A 16,022-nucleotide genomic window follows, 5' to 3' on the forward strand; every position below is an offset into this window, starting at 1 on the left:
AATCCCCCCGTCCTCTCACAGAACCGTGCGTACGGGCCAACGTACACGGCTCATGGATTGAGTATCGGATTCTCCGACAGTGGTACATGCGAAAGCTTCATATCATACAGCCCTATCTTCTGGAAATACTTGTTCGGCAGTAGCCTACTGACCAACCGGGATTGAGAGCTTCTCCATTTGTTCATCCTTATTCCAGATATTTCGCCTCTGTATCCTTTTTGTCTCATCACCCTGCATAGTTTCTTTGTCGTCTTCCATTGTCGCAGGATTATGGCTCTCAATCTCCTTCTTATCCAACCCATGAGGCCTTTGAATACTCCCACCCAATCGATTATTTTGTAGTAATTGCTGAAGCCTCTCAGCAATTGGTTTAGCCGTTTTATTATCTCTCCAATCGGTGTACATTGGTTTCTCCGGGTGAGTGTTTTTACTTTCGCTTTGAACCTTTTTATTTTCTTTTCCTGGATTCGTATTTTGCCTTTTTGTATGGTAAATCCAAGGAATTCGATTCCATCATCTATCGTGGTTATTCTCGTCTTTTCTTTGTTGACCTTCAATTTCAGCTCTTTTTCCAGTATCCGGATAGCTATTTTTAGGTATTTTTCCGCGCTTTTGTAGCTCTTTGCGAAGATTAGTATGTCGTCTGCATATCTCACTATCCTTATTCCTCTGGCCATCATTTTCTGGTCAAATTTGTTCAGATAGATGTTGGCTAACAAGGGGCTTATTACTCCGCCCTGTGGACTTCCCATCTCACTGGGTTGGTATTGGTCCGTTATGACTCCACTTTTGAGGAAACTTCTTATTAATCTCAATATTTTGCCATCGCTTATTCTTTCCGCTACTGCGTCTATCATCTTTTCGTGGTCTAAGGTGTCAAAGCATTGACTAAGGTCTAACTGTACCACGTATTTCATTTTGTATTTGCACGCGAAGGCATAGGCTTTCTCTACTGCCTGGTGTGGATTCCTTCCTTTCCTGTATCCATAACTTGAAGGATGAAATCCTTCCTCAAAGATTGGTTCCATTATTTCTTTCAGCGATTGTTGTACTATTCGATCCTCTACCGTCGGTATCCCGAGCATACGTGTCTTCCCATTTCCTTTCGGGATTTCTACCCTTTTTACCGGTGAAGGCCGGTATTCTCCTTTTCGCAACTTTTCGCTGAGTTTCTTAATCCTTTCCAGAAGGTTTTCTCCATACTCCTGAACCGTTACTCCATCTATCCCGGGTGCTCCGTTGTTTCTTCGCACCTTGTGATATGCTTTGGCCAGGTTCGATTCCAGATAAACTTTGTCAATAAGACTGTAGTACTTCCTCATGTTTCCTCCTGTATGGCCTTCCGGATAAGTCGCATATAACAGAATCGGTTTCTTCTCCCATCCAAAGATTGGATTCTTTACCCCCCCCGGGAATCTTCCTATCTTTGCAATGGTTACTTACCTGCCCCGGCTATTCTCAACCGTCGTTAGCATTTCAGCCTCCGTTACGGACTCCTGTTATACTCGCTTCCCTTTGTGCCATTTCCTCAATCCTTCCCCCCTTCGCAAGTAACAGGCCCTTTCGGTTCCTGTTACCCCCATCGCTCAAGGCGATAGTCCCTTCTCCTTTCAGAGAGGTTCAACACTACTACGGGTTCATCTGCCATCCTCCTCCGCTTTACCGGTCCTTGGGTCTCCCCTTGTTCCGGCTTACCCATTTTGGGACGAGTGAGGACTTCCCCGGGTAAGACATACAGCTTTCATCCGAATCCTGCCATCCAAACCTGTAGAGTTGGAGCTCGGGCTTACCCATTCTCGGCAAGGTTACCCACTCTACCGGCCAACACTGGTTCACTTTCGTTCAGTTCCGGATTTTGCCTTAGGCTTCCTTCAGATTCACCGTTACCAGTGACACCCTTGCCCTCAGCTAATGCTTATTTCGCTCCCCGCATTCGGGACTTTCACCCTATAGTTGTATGTCATGCCGGGCACACCGCGACAACTCCGCAGGAGTTCGTAACACCGGCGTAGCAGGTCGTAACAATCCCGAAGGGATTCGTGTCGCCGCGCAGCGGCTACCGGTTCACGAATCTCGATTCCCGTCACCTGTCATCCTGAACTTGATTCAGGATCTCATTCTTGAGAAAACCAGATTCTGGATAAGACATTTCCAGAATGACAAAGAGAGGCCTCTCGCCTCGTTAACCCGACACTTGTTCCCTAACCCGTTGTCCTGCCCCACAACCCGTCGTCCTGAACTTGATTCAGGATCTCGTTCTTAAAAAACAAGATTCTGGATAGAACATTTCCAGAATGACGGTTTTTACCCACCCCAAAGGAGTGCACACCCCTGACGTAGTCAGGCTTACCCCCAGCGTAGCAGAGCTTACCCACGCGCAGCGTGCTCACCAGCCGCACAGCGGCCCTCTCGGTTCTCGGACTCTCGGACTCTCGATTCTTACCAGGAGTTCGTGTCAACCGCTTGCAGTTCGTGTCGCTTTATTAACTGACAGCGTCTGCAAGCCTCAGCCTCGCAAGCGTCGCTCCACCAGTTGACAGCCTCTGCAAGCGGCCTGCTCTTTCAACCAAAAGTGGTTCGAGACAACTCAGGATGAGTTCGCTCCACCGGCGCAGCCGGTCGTGCCCGCTGCGAAGCAGCTCTCTCGAACTCTCGGTCTTTTATCAAAACGCTCCGCCGCCTCCGCCGCCGGAACCTCCACCGACACCACCGGCTCCACCGCCGCTGGAAGAGCTTGAAGAACTTGCTTGAGCGGTGCTGGCAACGCTACCAAACTGTCTCGAGATATTGAACATGGCAGGATGGTACATGCATGACCTACCGCCTCTTTCCTGCCATACTTCGTATGGAATTATCCGTTCCATATTTTTCCTGACCTTATCGGCGATCCCGAGAGCGGCAGCATACACAAGGTATTCTTCCCACAGGGTTATGCTTTCCGGTGGATGTTCAGACAGGAGCGAATAATCTTCAAGGAATCTCTGGAATTTTTTCCATTTGAGATAATACTCTCTGCCTTGTCTGGTCCACCTTCCGAACACATCAATCGGGAGAAACAGAACACTGAAACCAAGAACCCAGAATCCACCGTAAACATATTTTGTCCATGAATTCATGAACAAAATTTCAGGATATTTTACGGAAACAACCAAGATCAAGAGGTTAATGCCAAGCAGAATAACTGCAAAAAGCTTGGCATATGTGTTTCCCGTAGTTACCATGTATCGTCTCTCTTTAACCTTGTTTTTTATCAGCTTTTTCCAGGCCTGGAATTGCTTCGTGAATGTTCTTGCTTTCGTCTGGGATTTTCTTAAATCGGATTTGACAGCATCGAAATCGAACACGTTATCATGAGAGTATCCTTTAAGAAAGGATAAGAAGAATTTCTCGCTATCCGTGAGTTCGCCACCTAATTTCAAAATCCTGATGCCTCTTATCTTTTCATTTTTTGGATCCGTTTCAAATGTTATAAATCCTTTCCTGTAAAGGTTAAGAAGCATCGCACCTATCCCGTCATTATCTGCACCGGTACAAAGGTTCTTTACTATCGCATTGACTTCTTCCGGGTTGTCTTTGAACGGCGGCTCGCGTTCATATTCAGCATTGTAAGAAATCTCTGGTTCCCTTCCAAAATAGAAGAATAAGAGGGACAGAATCACAAAAGCACCTATCCCCATAAGGAACGGGAATTGGAATTTCAGGAACTTTACCTTTGAAGAATATTCTTTTTCGATTTTCTCTATATCGCTATACATGAAATCACCCGGGGTTATAGCTGAAAGTGATAATCCTCTAAGATTCTCCTTCGGGAAAACAAACCTGACCTCCGCGAATGTTCTTGGAGGAAGTTTTTCGGCCTTGAAAATGTACTGTGTTCCTATTTTTTCGACTCTAAGGAATGGGTGCGTATAATACTCCATAATGGGGAAATACTCCGGAAACTCGAATATACCGATCAGACTTTTCACAGGGACATCCCAACCATCGCCCCATATTTTTCTGAAAAGCTGTGCTGTATCTTTGCCAACCTGGATTGCTCCACGAACGGTATAGGAAAGGTGGAGAGTCACCCTCTGACCACCCTCTGGCGGTTTAACTGGTTCTGATTGGTAAGGTACAAACCACACCTTTACGTCTATAGAGTTCTCGGTGCTGTTATTTTCAATATGCTGTATGGGTAATCCATCCGCCCAAACCTTCAGGTTGCTGTAATGAGTCCTAAAATCGTAAGGAATTTCGCGGTAAACCCCACGATACGGTTTAACAAGAAGATAGTCGATTTTCTCATGCACTACGATCGAACCATCTTCCTGGATTTTTTGCTCTATCGTTGCACCCTCTAATTTATAAATAGAGCCAATAGAGCTTCCATAGGTCAAGATTAAGAACAGAAAAACCCAGATTATCCCGCCAATTATTCCGCCCACAAGCGCTCGTTTAAGGCTTTGACTCATATTTCTCTCCCCTTCTAAAGATTTTTGCTATTTTATTCCTGTCTCTGGCCAAGCTGAGCGTCGATCATCATCAAACCCTGTTTAGAATCTCCGACCATTTTCAACTTTTTAACGATGGAGCTGAAGGATGTTTCTTCTTCAAGCTGTTCGGTCACGTACCATTGAAGGAAATCTGCCGTGAAGTAATCTTTTTCTTCTTCAGCGGTTTCCATTAATTTGAATATTCTTGAGGAAATATACTTTTCGTGTTCAAGGCCCTTTTCAAAAACATCCAGCAACGAATTGAATTCAACGTTTGGTTTATCGATACCGGGAACCTCTACATCCGCGTGCACCTGATCGAGGTAACGTATGAATTTCATGGCATGTTCGTGTTCTTCGGCAGCCTGCTTGAGCAACCACATTAACGCTCCTTTGTATCCTTTCCTTGAGCACCAGAGCGCCATAGACAGGTAAAGGAATTCAGATTCAAATTCAGCTTTAATCTGGTCATTGATCATCCTTACCATCTTTTCACTGATCATGTTTTGATCCCTCCAACACTTTGATTTGAATCACATGTATATTGTAGCATTCATACATATCAGTATGAAAATGGTTGTATAAGTGTTGAAAGAACTATAATATAGAATAGGAGGTGTCTTCGTTGGAAAAAAAAGCCGAGGTTATCATAATCGGTGCAGGCCCGGCCGGAAGTACCGCTGCAACTGTTCTGGCAAGAAGAAACTTCGACATTTTACTGATAGATAAGTGCCAATTCCCCCGTGACAAGGTCTGTGGAGGGGTGCTCACCGCCAAGTCTATGAAACTTCTGGAGAAGATTCATCCCGGGGTTGTATTCTCCCTTAATTTGAAACCAATTACAAAGGTTTCATTTGGGTATCCAGGTACTGAACGAAAAAACGAATCGATTACCTATATATACAAAAAACCGCTCTTCTATGTTGCGACAAGAAAAGAACTGGATAATGCGCTCATGGAAAACGCTCTGAGAAACGGCGCAAAGTATGAAAATGATGCTATTATCCGGATAGAAAGATTGGATGACGGATTTATCTGCCACGGTAGAAGCGGTAATACTTATAGTGCCCCATATGTTGTCATAGCCGCAGGTGTCTTTGGACACAATCTTCTTGAAAATACATCGAAAATCTCATATTCAATAGCGTACAAAGCACAGACGGCATCCGTACCAATCACCACCGCAACTATAAACTTTCACGACTTTGGTTATACGTGGATTCTACCGGGAAAAGGGTTTTTCAATGTAGGGATTGGCAGTTACGATAATTCCCTCACATACGCTGATGCGGAAAATATTGTCAAGAAGCTCTTTAACTTCCCCATTGGTAAACTCAACGCAGCTCCATTACCAATGTTTGATAAAACTATCTCCGTAGATCTCAATAACATGGTTCCTGGATGCTTGTTCGTTGGAGATAGCGGCGGATTCGTGGATCCGTGGACCGGAGAAGGTATATCCTTTGCCATGGAAACAGGTTTTTGCTCGGCTAAAGCGATCATTGAAAAAGGCGGAGACCGATTGAAGGTTAATGACGACTTCCTTGGCAGAATACGGAGGATTGGAATCCACCTTCAAATAGCCGGAATCCTCAGGGAAAAACTTACTACAACTCTTCCGGAACGTTTTGATCTACTCTCCGACATCCGAATGGCAAAATTACTGTATGTGTATCTGAACGGATACCTCAAAGGAATAGATAGACTAATGATAAAAGGCTTCTTCTTTCAGGGAGTTAAGGGTATCGAGACCCGTTAAGTTCCTTTTAGATTTTTAACCGCTGTTTCGAGCTGTTCCAGAGCTTTTTTGAGTATGGAACGCGGGCAGGCGATGTTCATTCGTTGAAATCCTTTACCCTCTTCTCCAAAAGTAACTCCATCATTGAGGCCGAGCTTCGCTTTTTCAATAATAAACTTTCTGAGTTCTTCCTGATCCATTCCCAGGCCTCTGAAATCAAGCCAAACGAGGTAAGTCCCTTCAGGCTCTACAACCTTAATTTCCGGCAATCTTTCAGAGATGAATTTTTTGAGAAACTCTAAATTCCCTTTAAGGTATTTCAGAAGTTGCTCCAGCCATTCCTCTCCGTATCTGTACGCTGCTTCAGTAGCAACGATCCCGAAAACGTTTCCAAGATTGAGTTCAAGAGAAGAAAGCATATTGTTGTAGATCCTTCTTAAACGTTGATTGGAAATGATAACAGTTGAAGTTGTAAGCCCGGCGAGATTAAAGGTTTTACTTGGCGCTATATAGGTGATGGTTCGATCAGCAAGCTCCTGCGAAATTGATGCTATGGGAATATGTTTGTACCCGGGCATGATTATGTCAGAATGTATTTCGTCGGATAAAATTATCAGATCGTGTTTAATACAAAGCTCACCGAGTTTCAACAGCTCGCCTTCGGTCCAGACCCTGCCACCGGGATTGTGGGGATTACATAGTATCAACATCCTCGCCCGTTCATCTATCTTTGACTCCAGATCTTCGAAATTCATAAAGTATTTTCCGTTTTCGAGTTTCAACGGATTTTTCACGAGCTGCCTTCCGTTCTCACGGACAGTTGAATAGAAAGGATGGTAAACAGGCGTCTGTATGATAACCTTATCGCCCGGGTTCGTAAATGCCAATATCGCTATTACTATCCCGGGAACAACACCAGGTGAATGCAAAAGCCACTCTTTTTCTACTTTCCAGCTGTGTCTTTTTTCCAGCCAGTTCATTATGCTCTCGTAATAGCTATCGGGTCTCGCTGTATAACCGTAACACCCGTGCTGCGCGCGATTTTTAATGGCTTCTATTACTGGTTTTGGAGCCTCAAAATCCATATCTGCTACCCACATGGGAATCAAATCCCGGGTGCCAAAGGCCTCATCTAAATAATCCCATTTGTATGAGTTTGTCTCCCTGCGATCTATGAACTTATCAAAATCGTATTTTTCCATAATCCCACCTATTCATTCTTTGTTTTCATTGCAAATACATATGTAAGCAGAAATTCCAGAAACAGAATCAAAACCACAACCGGACCGGGTGGTAAGTCAAAAAGGTACGAAATACCAAGGCCAAAGATCATTGCAAAAACACTCAACAGAAGAGAAAAAAGTATCATACTCCTGTAGGTTTTTACAATGAGTTTGGCTGTTGCAGCCGGTGTAACTATAAAAGCCGTCACAAGAATTATACCAGCAATCTTGACCGAAGCCACGATACTTAGGGAAAGTCCTATTAAAATAGCGTAATGTATAAAGTTGACATTCACTCCACAATGCCTCGCCATAGTTTCATCATAGGAATAATAAAGAATCTCCCTTCTAAAAAAGCAGAAGAAAAGAACGGCAGCAACCGTGAACCCAAGCAGCAACCAGATATCATTCTTCCCTACAAGAAGGATATTCCCGAATAAATAGCCCATAACATCCGGGGTGTATCCCCTGACAAAGGAAAGAAGTATTACCCCTACCGCCATTGAAAGCGGGAGCAGCATACCTATCATGCTGTTTTCACTGATTTTTTCACGCCTGCTGAAATAGCTGATTGTGAGCGCGAAGATTATGGCCGTTACCATTGCCATGATCTCGCTACCCGCACCTATAAGGAAACCAAGTGCCAGACCGCCGAAGGCAGCGTGCGCGGCTCCATCACCGATAAACTCTATTTTTCTCAATACAACAACCGTTGAGAAAAGCGATGTCAGGACGCTTACCAGAATTCCAGCAATAAAGGCATTTCTTAAAAATTCATACGTCAGGATATCCTGTATTATGCTCATTTTTTATCGTGCTCCTTGTGATAATGTCTTTTGCCCCTGATCAATATATCGAAATCCATGGAGAATATTCGCCTGATCTCGTCTGGAGAAATATCAGCTGATTCCCTGTAGCAATGAAGTGTTTTATTTAAACACATTACCTTATCGCATGAATCGAAAACCATACCTATGTCGTGACTGACCATGAGAATACTGATTCCCTGTTTGTTCCTAAATTCTTCGAGCAATTCATAAAAGGAAGCCTTTCCCATTTCATCCACACCTGCTTCCGGTTCATCTAAAATAAGCAGATCCGGCTCCATAAGGAGGGCTCGCGCAAGCATCAAACGCTGGTGTTCGCCACCAGAAAGAACTCCTATCTTTCTATTCTCCAGATGTACAATACCAACAGCTTTAAGCGTTTTCTTGACCTGCTCCCAATCTTCCCTGGTGTATTTCTTGAAGAGCCCACGTTTGGGATACAATCCCATAGCTGCAACCTCTTTCACCGTTATGGGAAACTCACGGTCGATTTTCTCTTGCTGCGGTAGATATCCAATTCTACCGTTCACGGTGATCTCCCCTGTGTAACCTTCCAGATCCCCGACGATAGCTTTCACAAGTGTTGATTTACCGGCTCCGTTGGGGCCTATGATTCCAACAAAGGACCCCTGTTCCATTTCAAAAGAGATATTTCTGAGGATATAGTGGTCTCCCGTCTTGAAACTCAGATTTTCGACCTTCAATATGATTCTATCTTGCACCATGAATAACCCTCTCTATCTGGTTGAGATTCCAGCTCAATAACTCAATTATAGAGCCTTTGTCAAATCCCAGCGGATCGAGTTCTGATAACGGCAATCCGGTGGATTTTGCGATAATCTCCACCGGCTTTTTGTTTTGCTGATATTCTCCAAAGATCCCAAAAACTGTATTTTTTCTTGCAAAATTTATCAGAACCTTCAGCTCAGAGATAGACGGTTCATCACCGTGACCGCTGAAAATAGTCCTTTCCTCAATACCATAGCGGTTGAAAAAATACTCAAAACTCGGATGCGCAACTATCACCGCTTTGCCTGAAAAAGGCGCAAGCAAATCCGCCACTTTCCTGTGAAATTCCATCAGATCATCTATCAACAGGTTTGCACGTTCAGCAAAAAACTCTTTATTCGCTGGAGATATTTTTGATAAAGCTTTTACTATTCCAGGTACGATATACTCACTTAAAAGCACGGGATCAAGCCAAACATGGGGATTCACTGAGGTATGATCGGCTGTATCATGTTCAGTATTGATTGAAATTAGCATTCCCATTGGTACAAACTCTCCGGCATAGACCACGGGTTTCCCTCGTTTTTCAAGATCCTTTAATGTGTCTAAGAGAAAATTCTCCAATCCCAGCCCATTCGCGACCACTATATCAGCCTTAAACAGTTTTTTTACATCGCTCATCTTTGGCGAATATATGTGAGGATTCTGACCGGCAGGAATGAGGAGTTCAACGTTACCTTTATCCCCAACGATCTCTTTGACGATCAGATAATACGGATTTATCGTTGTTACAACGTTCAGTGAAAAGCCAAGACTCGCCATTATTATAATCCACGCTATAAAGACAGATAGCTTCTTCATGTCTCTCTCCCCCTTCCGGGATAGTTGTGCCTGCATTCGCTGCACAGCCCTATGAAATAAAACACATGGTCTGTTATCGTGCAATCGTGCTTTTTCTCAATCTGTGCCTGAATCCTGTCCGCAAAGCATTCGTTGAAGACCTCTATTTTTCTGCAGTTTTTACAGTATATAAAATGCAATGGATGATTTTTTTCCACAGGATAGAAAAAGCGGACATGGGAGTCGAAACTTATCGATTTTATCATCCCGTTGTCTTCAAGAAAGGAAAGCCCGCGGTAAACTGACGATAGATTCGGCTTTGTTTCAAGTTTCTGATAGATTTCTTCGGCGTTCAGTGGCACTTCAGAGGTTTCGATGATCCTTAAGATCTCTTTTCTCAGCTCGGTTAAGCGTTTCAAAACAATCACCTCGCAAATGATTTGCGCAAATGATTTGCACATATATTTATACAACATTCTCTTCCAGCTGTCAAGCATCAAAAAAAGAAGTGCCGGTTATCGGCACTTCTTATCTTTCGAATATTGTAATTGATGTTCAGGAGATCAAACGTCCCTGCTTAATGCACTTCCGAACATCCTCGTTGCGATAGGGGCACATAGTGCTGAACCAGCCACTCCGACAAGGAGAAGGATTGAAGACATCACCACCGGAGATAATGTGCCTTTCAGCACAAAACCAAGATAACCAAATCCACCCACGAAACCAAAGATTATGGGAATGGTCAGCGCAACATTGATGTTCTGCTTCATGGCTTTGCTCGGGTTGTCCCAGTCTAATACCGGTTTCTTCGAATCTATCATCGTCTGGAGAAGGTTCAAAAATAAAAGATTCACTGTGGAAATGAAGAAAATCGACAGACTCTGTATCAAGCTGAGCTCTAAAAACATATGCAGCGCTATTGACACAAAGATCGGAGCAATAATTGTAATCGTCATGATGTGGGTAAATTTAACAACGAAGATGGTCGTTGGGCTCACCGGCAGCGCTTTGAGTTCGATGAACAATCTTCCTTCCCGGCTGAGAAGGGTAGGAGAAAGCGAGTTTATACCACCAGCAAGTACGGCAACTAAAACGCCGAGAGGCACTGCATAGGGTTTTATCAGTGGGATAAACCTCTTTATCTCTTCCATCTGTTCACCGTTGACAGATGCAAAGATTAAAAGCAGTATCGGAAAGATCACCACATTTATGAACCCGTTGAAAGAAAAGGACGGTACCCTGAGGAAATATTTCCATTCCCTCGCCATCAATGCCGCGAATCGGCTCCTGGATTTTCCAAAAAGACGTTCAAGTTCATCTTTTCCAACTTTAGTCCTTTTAGCGTGAGCTTCCTGGAGTTCTATATAAGTGCTGTAGTAGAATTTCTTGCCCATGTACAAAAGCAGGAGGAACACAAACACATGTAACACCACAAATCCCAGAAACGCAATCAATCCTTCAAAACCACCAGCTGTCAGGCTCTTCACAACAAGGATTGCCGGCGGATAGATTCTTCCAACTTTGTTTATCAAACTTTCCGGATCGCTGAGAATCCTGGCAAGGGCTTCCGGGGAGAAGCCTCCTGAGAAACTCATTCTGTTGGTAATCGCAACGAAGAATAGAGAAGCTACGAGAAGAAGGCTCGCCAGGATAAAAATGAAGAAATCCCTGTATCTGTCGAATTTTATCACCCTGTACAGCGGCAGGATTATAACCGTCGCCAGCATTACGGGAAGTATCTGCGATAACAAAAAGATCACAGCGGCAAAAAACCAGTAAAGTAATCCCTGAGAGGTCTTTACTCCAAAATATATAAGCGGCGGCAACAGCAATACCAGCGAGATAAGCATCTGGTCGAGTATTATCACGCTGAATTTAGCCGTCATAACCTCTGACGGCTTCAAAGGCAGTGGCAAAAGCACCTTCATCTCTCTGGAAAAGAAAAGGTAATTCACGACGATAAACAAACCAAAAAAGAAACCAATAAAGGTCGTTGCTGTGAACGCCTGCATGAGAAACAGATTTTGAAGCCCCATGGCTGTCATCTGCTCAAATGAGGTTTTCATAATGATCGAATACAGCGGAACCATACCGACGATCATGGAGAAAATTGCGAAGGTTATGAGTATTGGTTCCCAGAGCCTTTCTTTCTTTTTGAAGTAAATAAACTTTTTATACGATATCCCGTAATGCGAGTTAATCAGCGTCGAGATAAGAGAAATCAGTCGCTTCCATTTCACTCTCGGTCACCTCTAAGAAAAGTTTTTCGAGGCTTTCTTCACCCCTGGCTTTTTTCAGTTCTTCAACCGTTCCTACGAACAAAAGTTTTCCCTTTCCGATAATCCCTATCCTGTCACAGACCTTTTCCGCTACTTCCATAACGTGTGTTGAAAAGAATACTGTTTTCCCTGAATCGGCGTGTTTTCTCATCATCTTCTTTAGGATGTACGCGGATTCAGGATCGAGACCTACGATGGGCTCGTCCAGTATCCAGAGATCAGGTGCGTGAAGAAGAGCAGCAATCAGGGTTAACTTCTGTTTCATTCCATGGGAGTACGAAGATACCGGATCTTTTATCGCATCCTTCAACTTAAAATCTGCGAGCAATCTCTCCAGGCGCTCTCGTCTAACATCAGACGGAACTCCAAAAACATCGGCTATGAAATTCAAATACTCGTAGCCTCTGAGTTTTTCCATAACAAGAGGCTCATCGGCGACGTACCCGATCCTTTGTTTTATCGCTTCCGGCTCTTTCGAAAGTTCTTTCCCAAAGACCTTTATCTGGCCACTCGTGGGCTTCAAAAGACCGACAATCATCTTTATGGTCGTGGTTTTCCCGGCGCCGTTGGGTCCAAGAAAACCAAATATCTCTCCCTTTTCAACCGAAAGCGAGAGGTTATCAACCGCTTTCACTCCACCGCTATACACCTTGGTAACATTCTTCAGTTCTATCATCGTTTCACCTTCTTCATTCTCCTCTAATTAGGAACTGAAAAAACTCCTCAAGGTTCGGAGCGGTTCCTTCCATCTCAGAGAGATTTTCCAGCTCTTCCCATTCTTCAGGGTCCTTTGAAAGGACGACGATTCTATTGGGTACCTTTCTTAAAGAGGAGAAATCTCTATTATCCAGTTTTTTCATGGCTTCTATTGGTAAATAAAAGATTCTAAACTGTTCTTTTAACCCGTCAAGAGCTCCAGAATAGCGTATCTTTCCTTTGTCGATTATATAGATCCTGTCAGATATTTTTTCGACTTCGGAGATGATATGGGAGGTGTACAGGACGCTTTTTCCCTGGATGACCTTCTCCCTGATCATTTCGAGAACGTCATCTCTCATAATCGGGTCGAGTCCCCAGGTCGGTTCGTCGAGGATGTAAAGGTCTGCTTCCTGAGCCAGTGTGAAGCTCAGATATACCCCTGTCTTCATTCCGCTTGAAAAACCGGCGATTTTTTTATCCATGGGAAGCCTGAAGTGTTTTATCATCTCAAGGCTCTTTTTGCTGTCAAAATTCGGGAGAAATCTCTCACAGAATTTCATTGCTTTGGAAAGGGTCATATAACCGTAAAAACTCCTCTCTGCCGGTACGAATGAGATCCTATCCCTGACTTCGTCAATCGGTTTGCCAAAGACTTTTATCTCCCCTTCATAATTGATAAAACCAAGAATGGATTTGAGAGTGGTTGTTTTACCCGCACCGTTTGGCCCCAGCAAAGCGCAAACCTCGTGAGGCTCTATGTCGAGATCTATCCCTTTTACAGCTTCAACGCCATTTCTATAGGTCTTTTTCAGATTCCGGACGGTTATCACTTTCATTTCTTCTCGTTCCATATCTTACTAATCACCTCCACAATCTCGTCCAGAGAAAAGCCGGCTCTCCTGGACTTAGAAACAATCTCCCGAAAATCTTTTTTAAGGTCTTCAAGCATAAACTCTTTAATACCTTCCTTGTCCTTTATCACTATATAGCCTACTCCCTGATGTGCCATAACAATGCCTTCCATCTCAAGTTCCCTGTAGGCTCTTGCCACTGTATTTGGGTTCACCCTTATACTCGAAGCCATATCCCGAATTGAAGGCAATGTATCCCCTTCATTTAGCTTTCCCCGGAGAATGGCTTCCCTGATTCCTCTTTTAATCTGTTCGTATATAGGTGTTCTTGATCTTAGATCCACGTTAAACCACACTTTATATCACCACGTTTTAAAATTCCTTGGTTTTGAATATCCTGTAACTCTGAAAAGCAATAACCAGCGTTAAAACAGCAAGGGATAAAGTGTACCACCAATCTATCCCGGATCCGTTAATTATGTCCAGACCTAAGATGTACGGATAAGGATTGAGAAAGGCTATAGACTCAATCAAAGAAAGGAATGGCAGAGCTATGATAACAACAAGACCACCCACAACAGGCTTCACCTGGTCGTTGCTCAATACCGAAAAAAGAATAAAAAGGCTGTAGAAAAATGATACCCCAACTATTTCATGAACGAGTATGAGACCGGTGTTTCTAAATCCAATCTGGTAACCAGCGATTTTCATCGCGATAGGACCAGCAAGCGAGAAAATAACGATTATGGCAGTTATTACAAAATATCCCACGAAGAACTTCTTCCAGAAAACCTCTTCCCGTTTCCTTCGTGATAGCAGGAAGTAGATCGTCTTTTTGTCCACTTCTCTTGCGAACACTGGAAAGGCTATGATCAAAACAAATATCGGCAGGAATTGCCCAAGGTTTTTCCCGTGCCACTGGCTATTTATGTAGTACTCATCGTTTGTGAGCTTTTGGGCAATCGAAGGATCACCGATCATCTTCTGCAGAAACTCAGGCATCTCCTCAAGTTCATTGACCATCTGTTCCATCATGCTGGACGCATAGGGTCTCAAAGCAACCGTTGTGGTCAGCACAATCAGAGACAGTATAAATATAACTATCGCTCTTGTCTTATGTTCATTCCATTCTTTGTAGAACACGCACGTGCCTCCCTTCACCAAGATATTCGTTCACAACTAACAATCTACTGTACTATATCACATAGTACAGTTAACTGTCAAGCAAGTCATTTATCGAGGCTGCGTAAAGCTTAAAACCTTGAAGAAGCCGCAAAAAGAAAAAAAGAAGGGCGAAAGTTTCAAGGCCGGGAACTCTTTGATATAACGTTCGTTAATGAAAGAAGTTACGACTTACTATATCTAAGCAGGACTCTTTATTTTCCAACCATCAATATTGAATCCACCCATTTTTTCAAGCACGTGATTCGTTAGCATCTTGTATTCCTTCATCATTTCTGATTTATCTTTAATATTGATGGCATTCACATACATTTTCACAAATTCCTGGTCCGGGAAATTGCTCACGTGATATTTTTTCTTATCCTTTTCATCTGTAAGAAAACGCTTTATCTTATGAACTGGAATAGAATCAAATTGCAAAAAATTCGCATAAATTTCAAATAATTCTTTCAAGTGGACATAGAAAACAAAAAAGAATTCTTCCCCATTTGCCTCAAAAACTTCTTCCAGATTATCACACAAGTCCCAAATACCATATTTTGCCAATTCTATTTGAATTTTGTTTTGCTCAGGATATTTTTTGACAAGATACTCTCTCGCATCTTGGATCAATTTTTTCAATTCACCTGTTTTGTCAAAAAGCACCTTTCCGGTGCAAAGCATATGAGCGTTTACTCTACTTCTTTGTTTATAATCATCCTCTAAATATTCATAATGCTTCCTAATTGGATTGACAAAATATTCAATCAAAATTCCATCGATTATTTCATTTCCTCTTTCTCTCCAGGAGGTATCTGAATCCAAAAGAATGTGTAAATCAATATCAGAGTGTTTGCTCGGATTTCCTGTGATATAGCTACCACAGACGATTGCTCCTATTACTTCCTTTTTGTTTTCCCATTTTTTTAGAAATTTCTGCAAAGCAATTTCCCAATTTTTCATGTTATTAACTCCTCCTGTTTTCAAATATACCAAGTTATGCACCTCAAATTAAAATTAACAGTACGAAGGAAAAAAACAAAAAGCTCCCTTTCGGGAGCTCTGGCTCCAGCGGAGGGACTCGAACCCCCAACCATCCGGTTAACAGCCGGATGCTCTACCATTGAGCCACGCTGGAACGCAGTATTATTTTAACCCCTATCGGTCATTCTTTCAAGGGGGTACCGGGAATTTTGAGAT

The 16,022-nt window shown here is 43.1% G+C and carries 15 protein-coding genes and 1 tRNA gene; 1 reads left to right on the forward strand and 15 read right to left on the reverse strand.

What is annotated here, in order from left to right:
• Positions 1 to 50: 50 nt before the first annotated feature.
• From ltrA to KOLE_RS00745, 3 genes are all read right to left on the reverse strand, one after another.
• On the reverse strand, positions 51 to 1,322 hold the full coding sequence (ltrA, locus tag KOLE_RS00730; RefSeq protein WP_012744654.1) for a group II intron reverse transcriptase/maturase: 1,272 nt from the start codon (positions 1,320 to 1,322) through the stop codon (positions 51 to 53).
• Between the two features lie 1,341 nt (positions 1,323 to 2,663).
• Complete coding sequence (locus KOLE_RS00740) at positions 2,664 to 4,454, reverse strand: DUF2207 domain-containing protein (RefSeq protein ID WP_012744657.1); 1,791 nt, start codon at positions 4,452 to 4,454, stop codon at positions 2,664 to 2,666.
• 32 nt (positions 4,455 to 4,486) lie between these two features.
• Complete coding sequence (locus tag KOLE_RS00745; protein ID WP_012744658.1) at positions 4,487 to 4,978, reverse strand: ferritin; 492 nt, start codon at positions 4,976 to 4,978, stop codon at positions 4,487 to 4,489.
• A 122-nt stretch (positions 4,979 to 5,100) separates the two neighbouring features.
• Between KOLE_RS00745 and KOLE_RS00750 the strand changes: the two genes are divergently transcribed.
• Complete coding sequence (locus KOLE_RS00750) at positions 5,101 to 6,234, forward strand: NAD(P)/FAD-dependent oxidoreductase (protein WP_012744659.1); 1,134 nt, start codon at positions 5,101 to 5,103, stop codon at positions 6,232 to 6,234.
• Here KOLE_RS00750 and KOLE_RS00755 read toward each other — a convergent pair.
• The 12 genes from KOLE_RS00755 to KOLE_RS00810 form a co-directional block, all read right to left on the reverse strand.
• The gene (locus KOLE_RS00755) at positions 6,231 to 7,415 is read right to left on the reverse strand and encodes a MalY/PatB family protein (RefSeq protein ID WP_012744660.1); all 1,185 of its coding nucleotides are present in this window, start codon (positions 7,413 to 7,415) and stop codon (positions 6,231 to 6,233) included. The genes KOLE_RS00750 and KOLE_RS00755 overlap by 4 nt on opposite strands.
• An 8-nt stretch (positions 7,416 to 7,423) precedes the next feature.
• Positions 7,424 to 8,242 carry a metal ABC transporter permease gene (locus KOLE_RS00760; protein ID WP_012744661.1) on the reverse strand — a complete coding sequence of 273 codons (819 nt, stop codon included), beginning with the start codon at positions 8,240 to 8,242 and terminating at the stop codon, positions 7,424 to 7,426.
• Entirely contained in the window at positions 8,239 to 8,988 is a 750-nt protein-coding gene (locus KOLE_RS00765; protein ID WP_012744662.1) for a metal ABC transporter ATP-binding protein, read from the reverse strand. The genes KOLE_RS00760 and KOLE_RS00765 overlap by 4 nt, the downstream gene beginning before the upstream one ends.
• Positions 8,975 to 9,853, reverse strand: coding sequence for a metal ABC transporter substrate-binding protein (locus KOLE_RS00770; RefSeq protein WP_012744663.1), 879 nt, complete (start codon positions 9,851 to 9,853; stop codon positions 8,975 to 8,977). The genes KOLE_RS00765 and KOLE_RS00770 overlap by 14 nt, the downstream gene beginning before the upstream one ends.
• Entirely contained in the window at positions 9,850 to 10,260 is a 411-nt protein-coding gene (locus KOLE_RS00775) for a Fur family transcriptional regulator (RefSeq protein ID WP_235599640.1), read from the reverse strand. Before KOLE_RS00775 ends, KOLE_RS00770 begins: the two co-directional genes overlap by 4 nt.
• Positions 10,261 to 10,395: 135 nt before the next feature.
• Positions 10,396 to 12,072, reverse strand: coding sequence for a putative ABC transporter permease subunit (locus KOLE_RS00780; protein ID WP_012744665.1), 1,677 nt, complete (start codon positions 12,070 to 12,072; stop codon positions 10,396 to 10,398).
• A complete protein-coding gene (locus tag KOLE_RS00785; protein ID WP_012744666.1) occupies positions 12,029 to 12,787 on the reverse strand; it encodes an ABC transporter ATP-binding protein in 759 nt (252 codons plus the stop codon). Before KOLE_RS00785 ends, KOLE_RS00780 begins: the two co-directional genes overlap by 44 nt.
• A gap of 13 nt (positions 12,788 to 12,800) precedes the next feature.
• Positions 12,801 to 13,661: an ABC transporter ATP-binding protein gene (locus tag KOLE_RS00790; RefSeq protein WP_012744667.1), complete on the reverse strand. Its 861-nt coding sequence runs from the start codon at positions 13,659 to 13,661 to the stop codon at positions 12,801 to 12,803.
• Entirely contained in the window at positions 13,643 to 14,005 is a 363-nt protein-coding gene (locus tag KOLE_RS00795; protein ID WP_237697532.1) for a GntR family transcriptional regulator, read from the reverse strand. Before KOLE_RS00795 ends, KOLE_RS00790 begins: the two co-directional genes overlap by 19 nt.
• Positions 14,006 to 14,033: 28 nt before the next feature.
• Positions 14,034 to 14,804 carry an ABC transporter permease subunit gene (locus tag KOLE_RS00800; RefSeq protein ID WP_012744669.1) on the reverse strand — a complete coding sequence of 257 codons (771 nt, stop codon included), beginning with the start codon at positions 14,802 to 14,804 and terminating at the stop codon, positions 14,034 to 14,036.
• 219 nt (positions 14,805 to 15,023) lie between these two features.
• A complete protein-coding gene (locus KOLE_RS00805) occupies positions 15,024 to 15,785 on the reverse strand; it encodes a nucleotidyltransferase domain-containing protein (protein ID WP_012744670.1) in 762 nt (253 codons plus the stop codon).
• A gap of 100 nt (positions 15,786 to 15,885) precedes the next feature.
• A tRNA-Asn gene (locus KOLE_RS00810) sits at positions 15,886 to 15,960 on the reverse strand.
• Positions 15,961 to 16,022 lie beyond the last annotated feature (62 nt).

Origin of the sequence: Kosmotoga olearia TBF 19.5.1 (assembly GCF_000023325.1) — a bacterium.
Lineage (GTDB): Bacteria > Thermotogota > Thermotogae > Petrotogales > Kosmotogaceae > Kosmotoga > Kosmotoga olearia.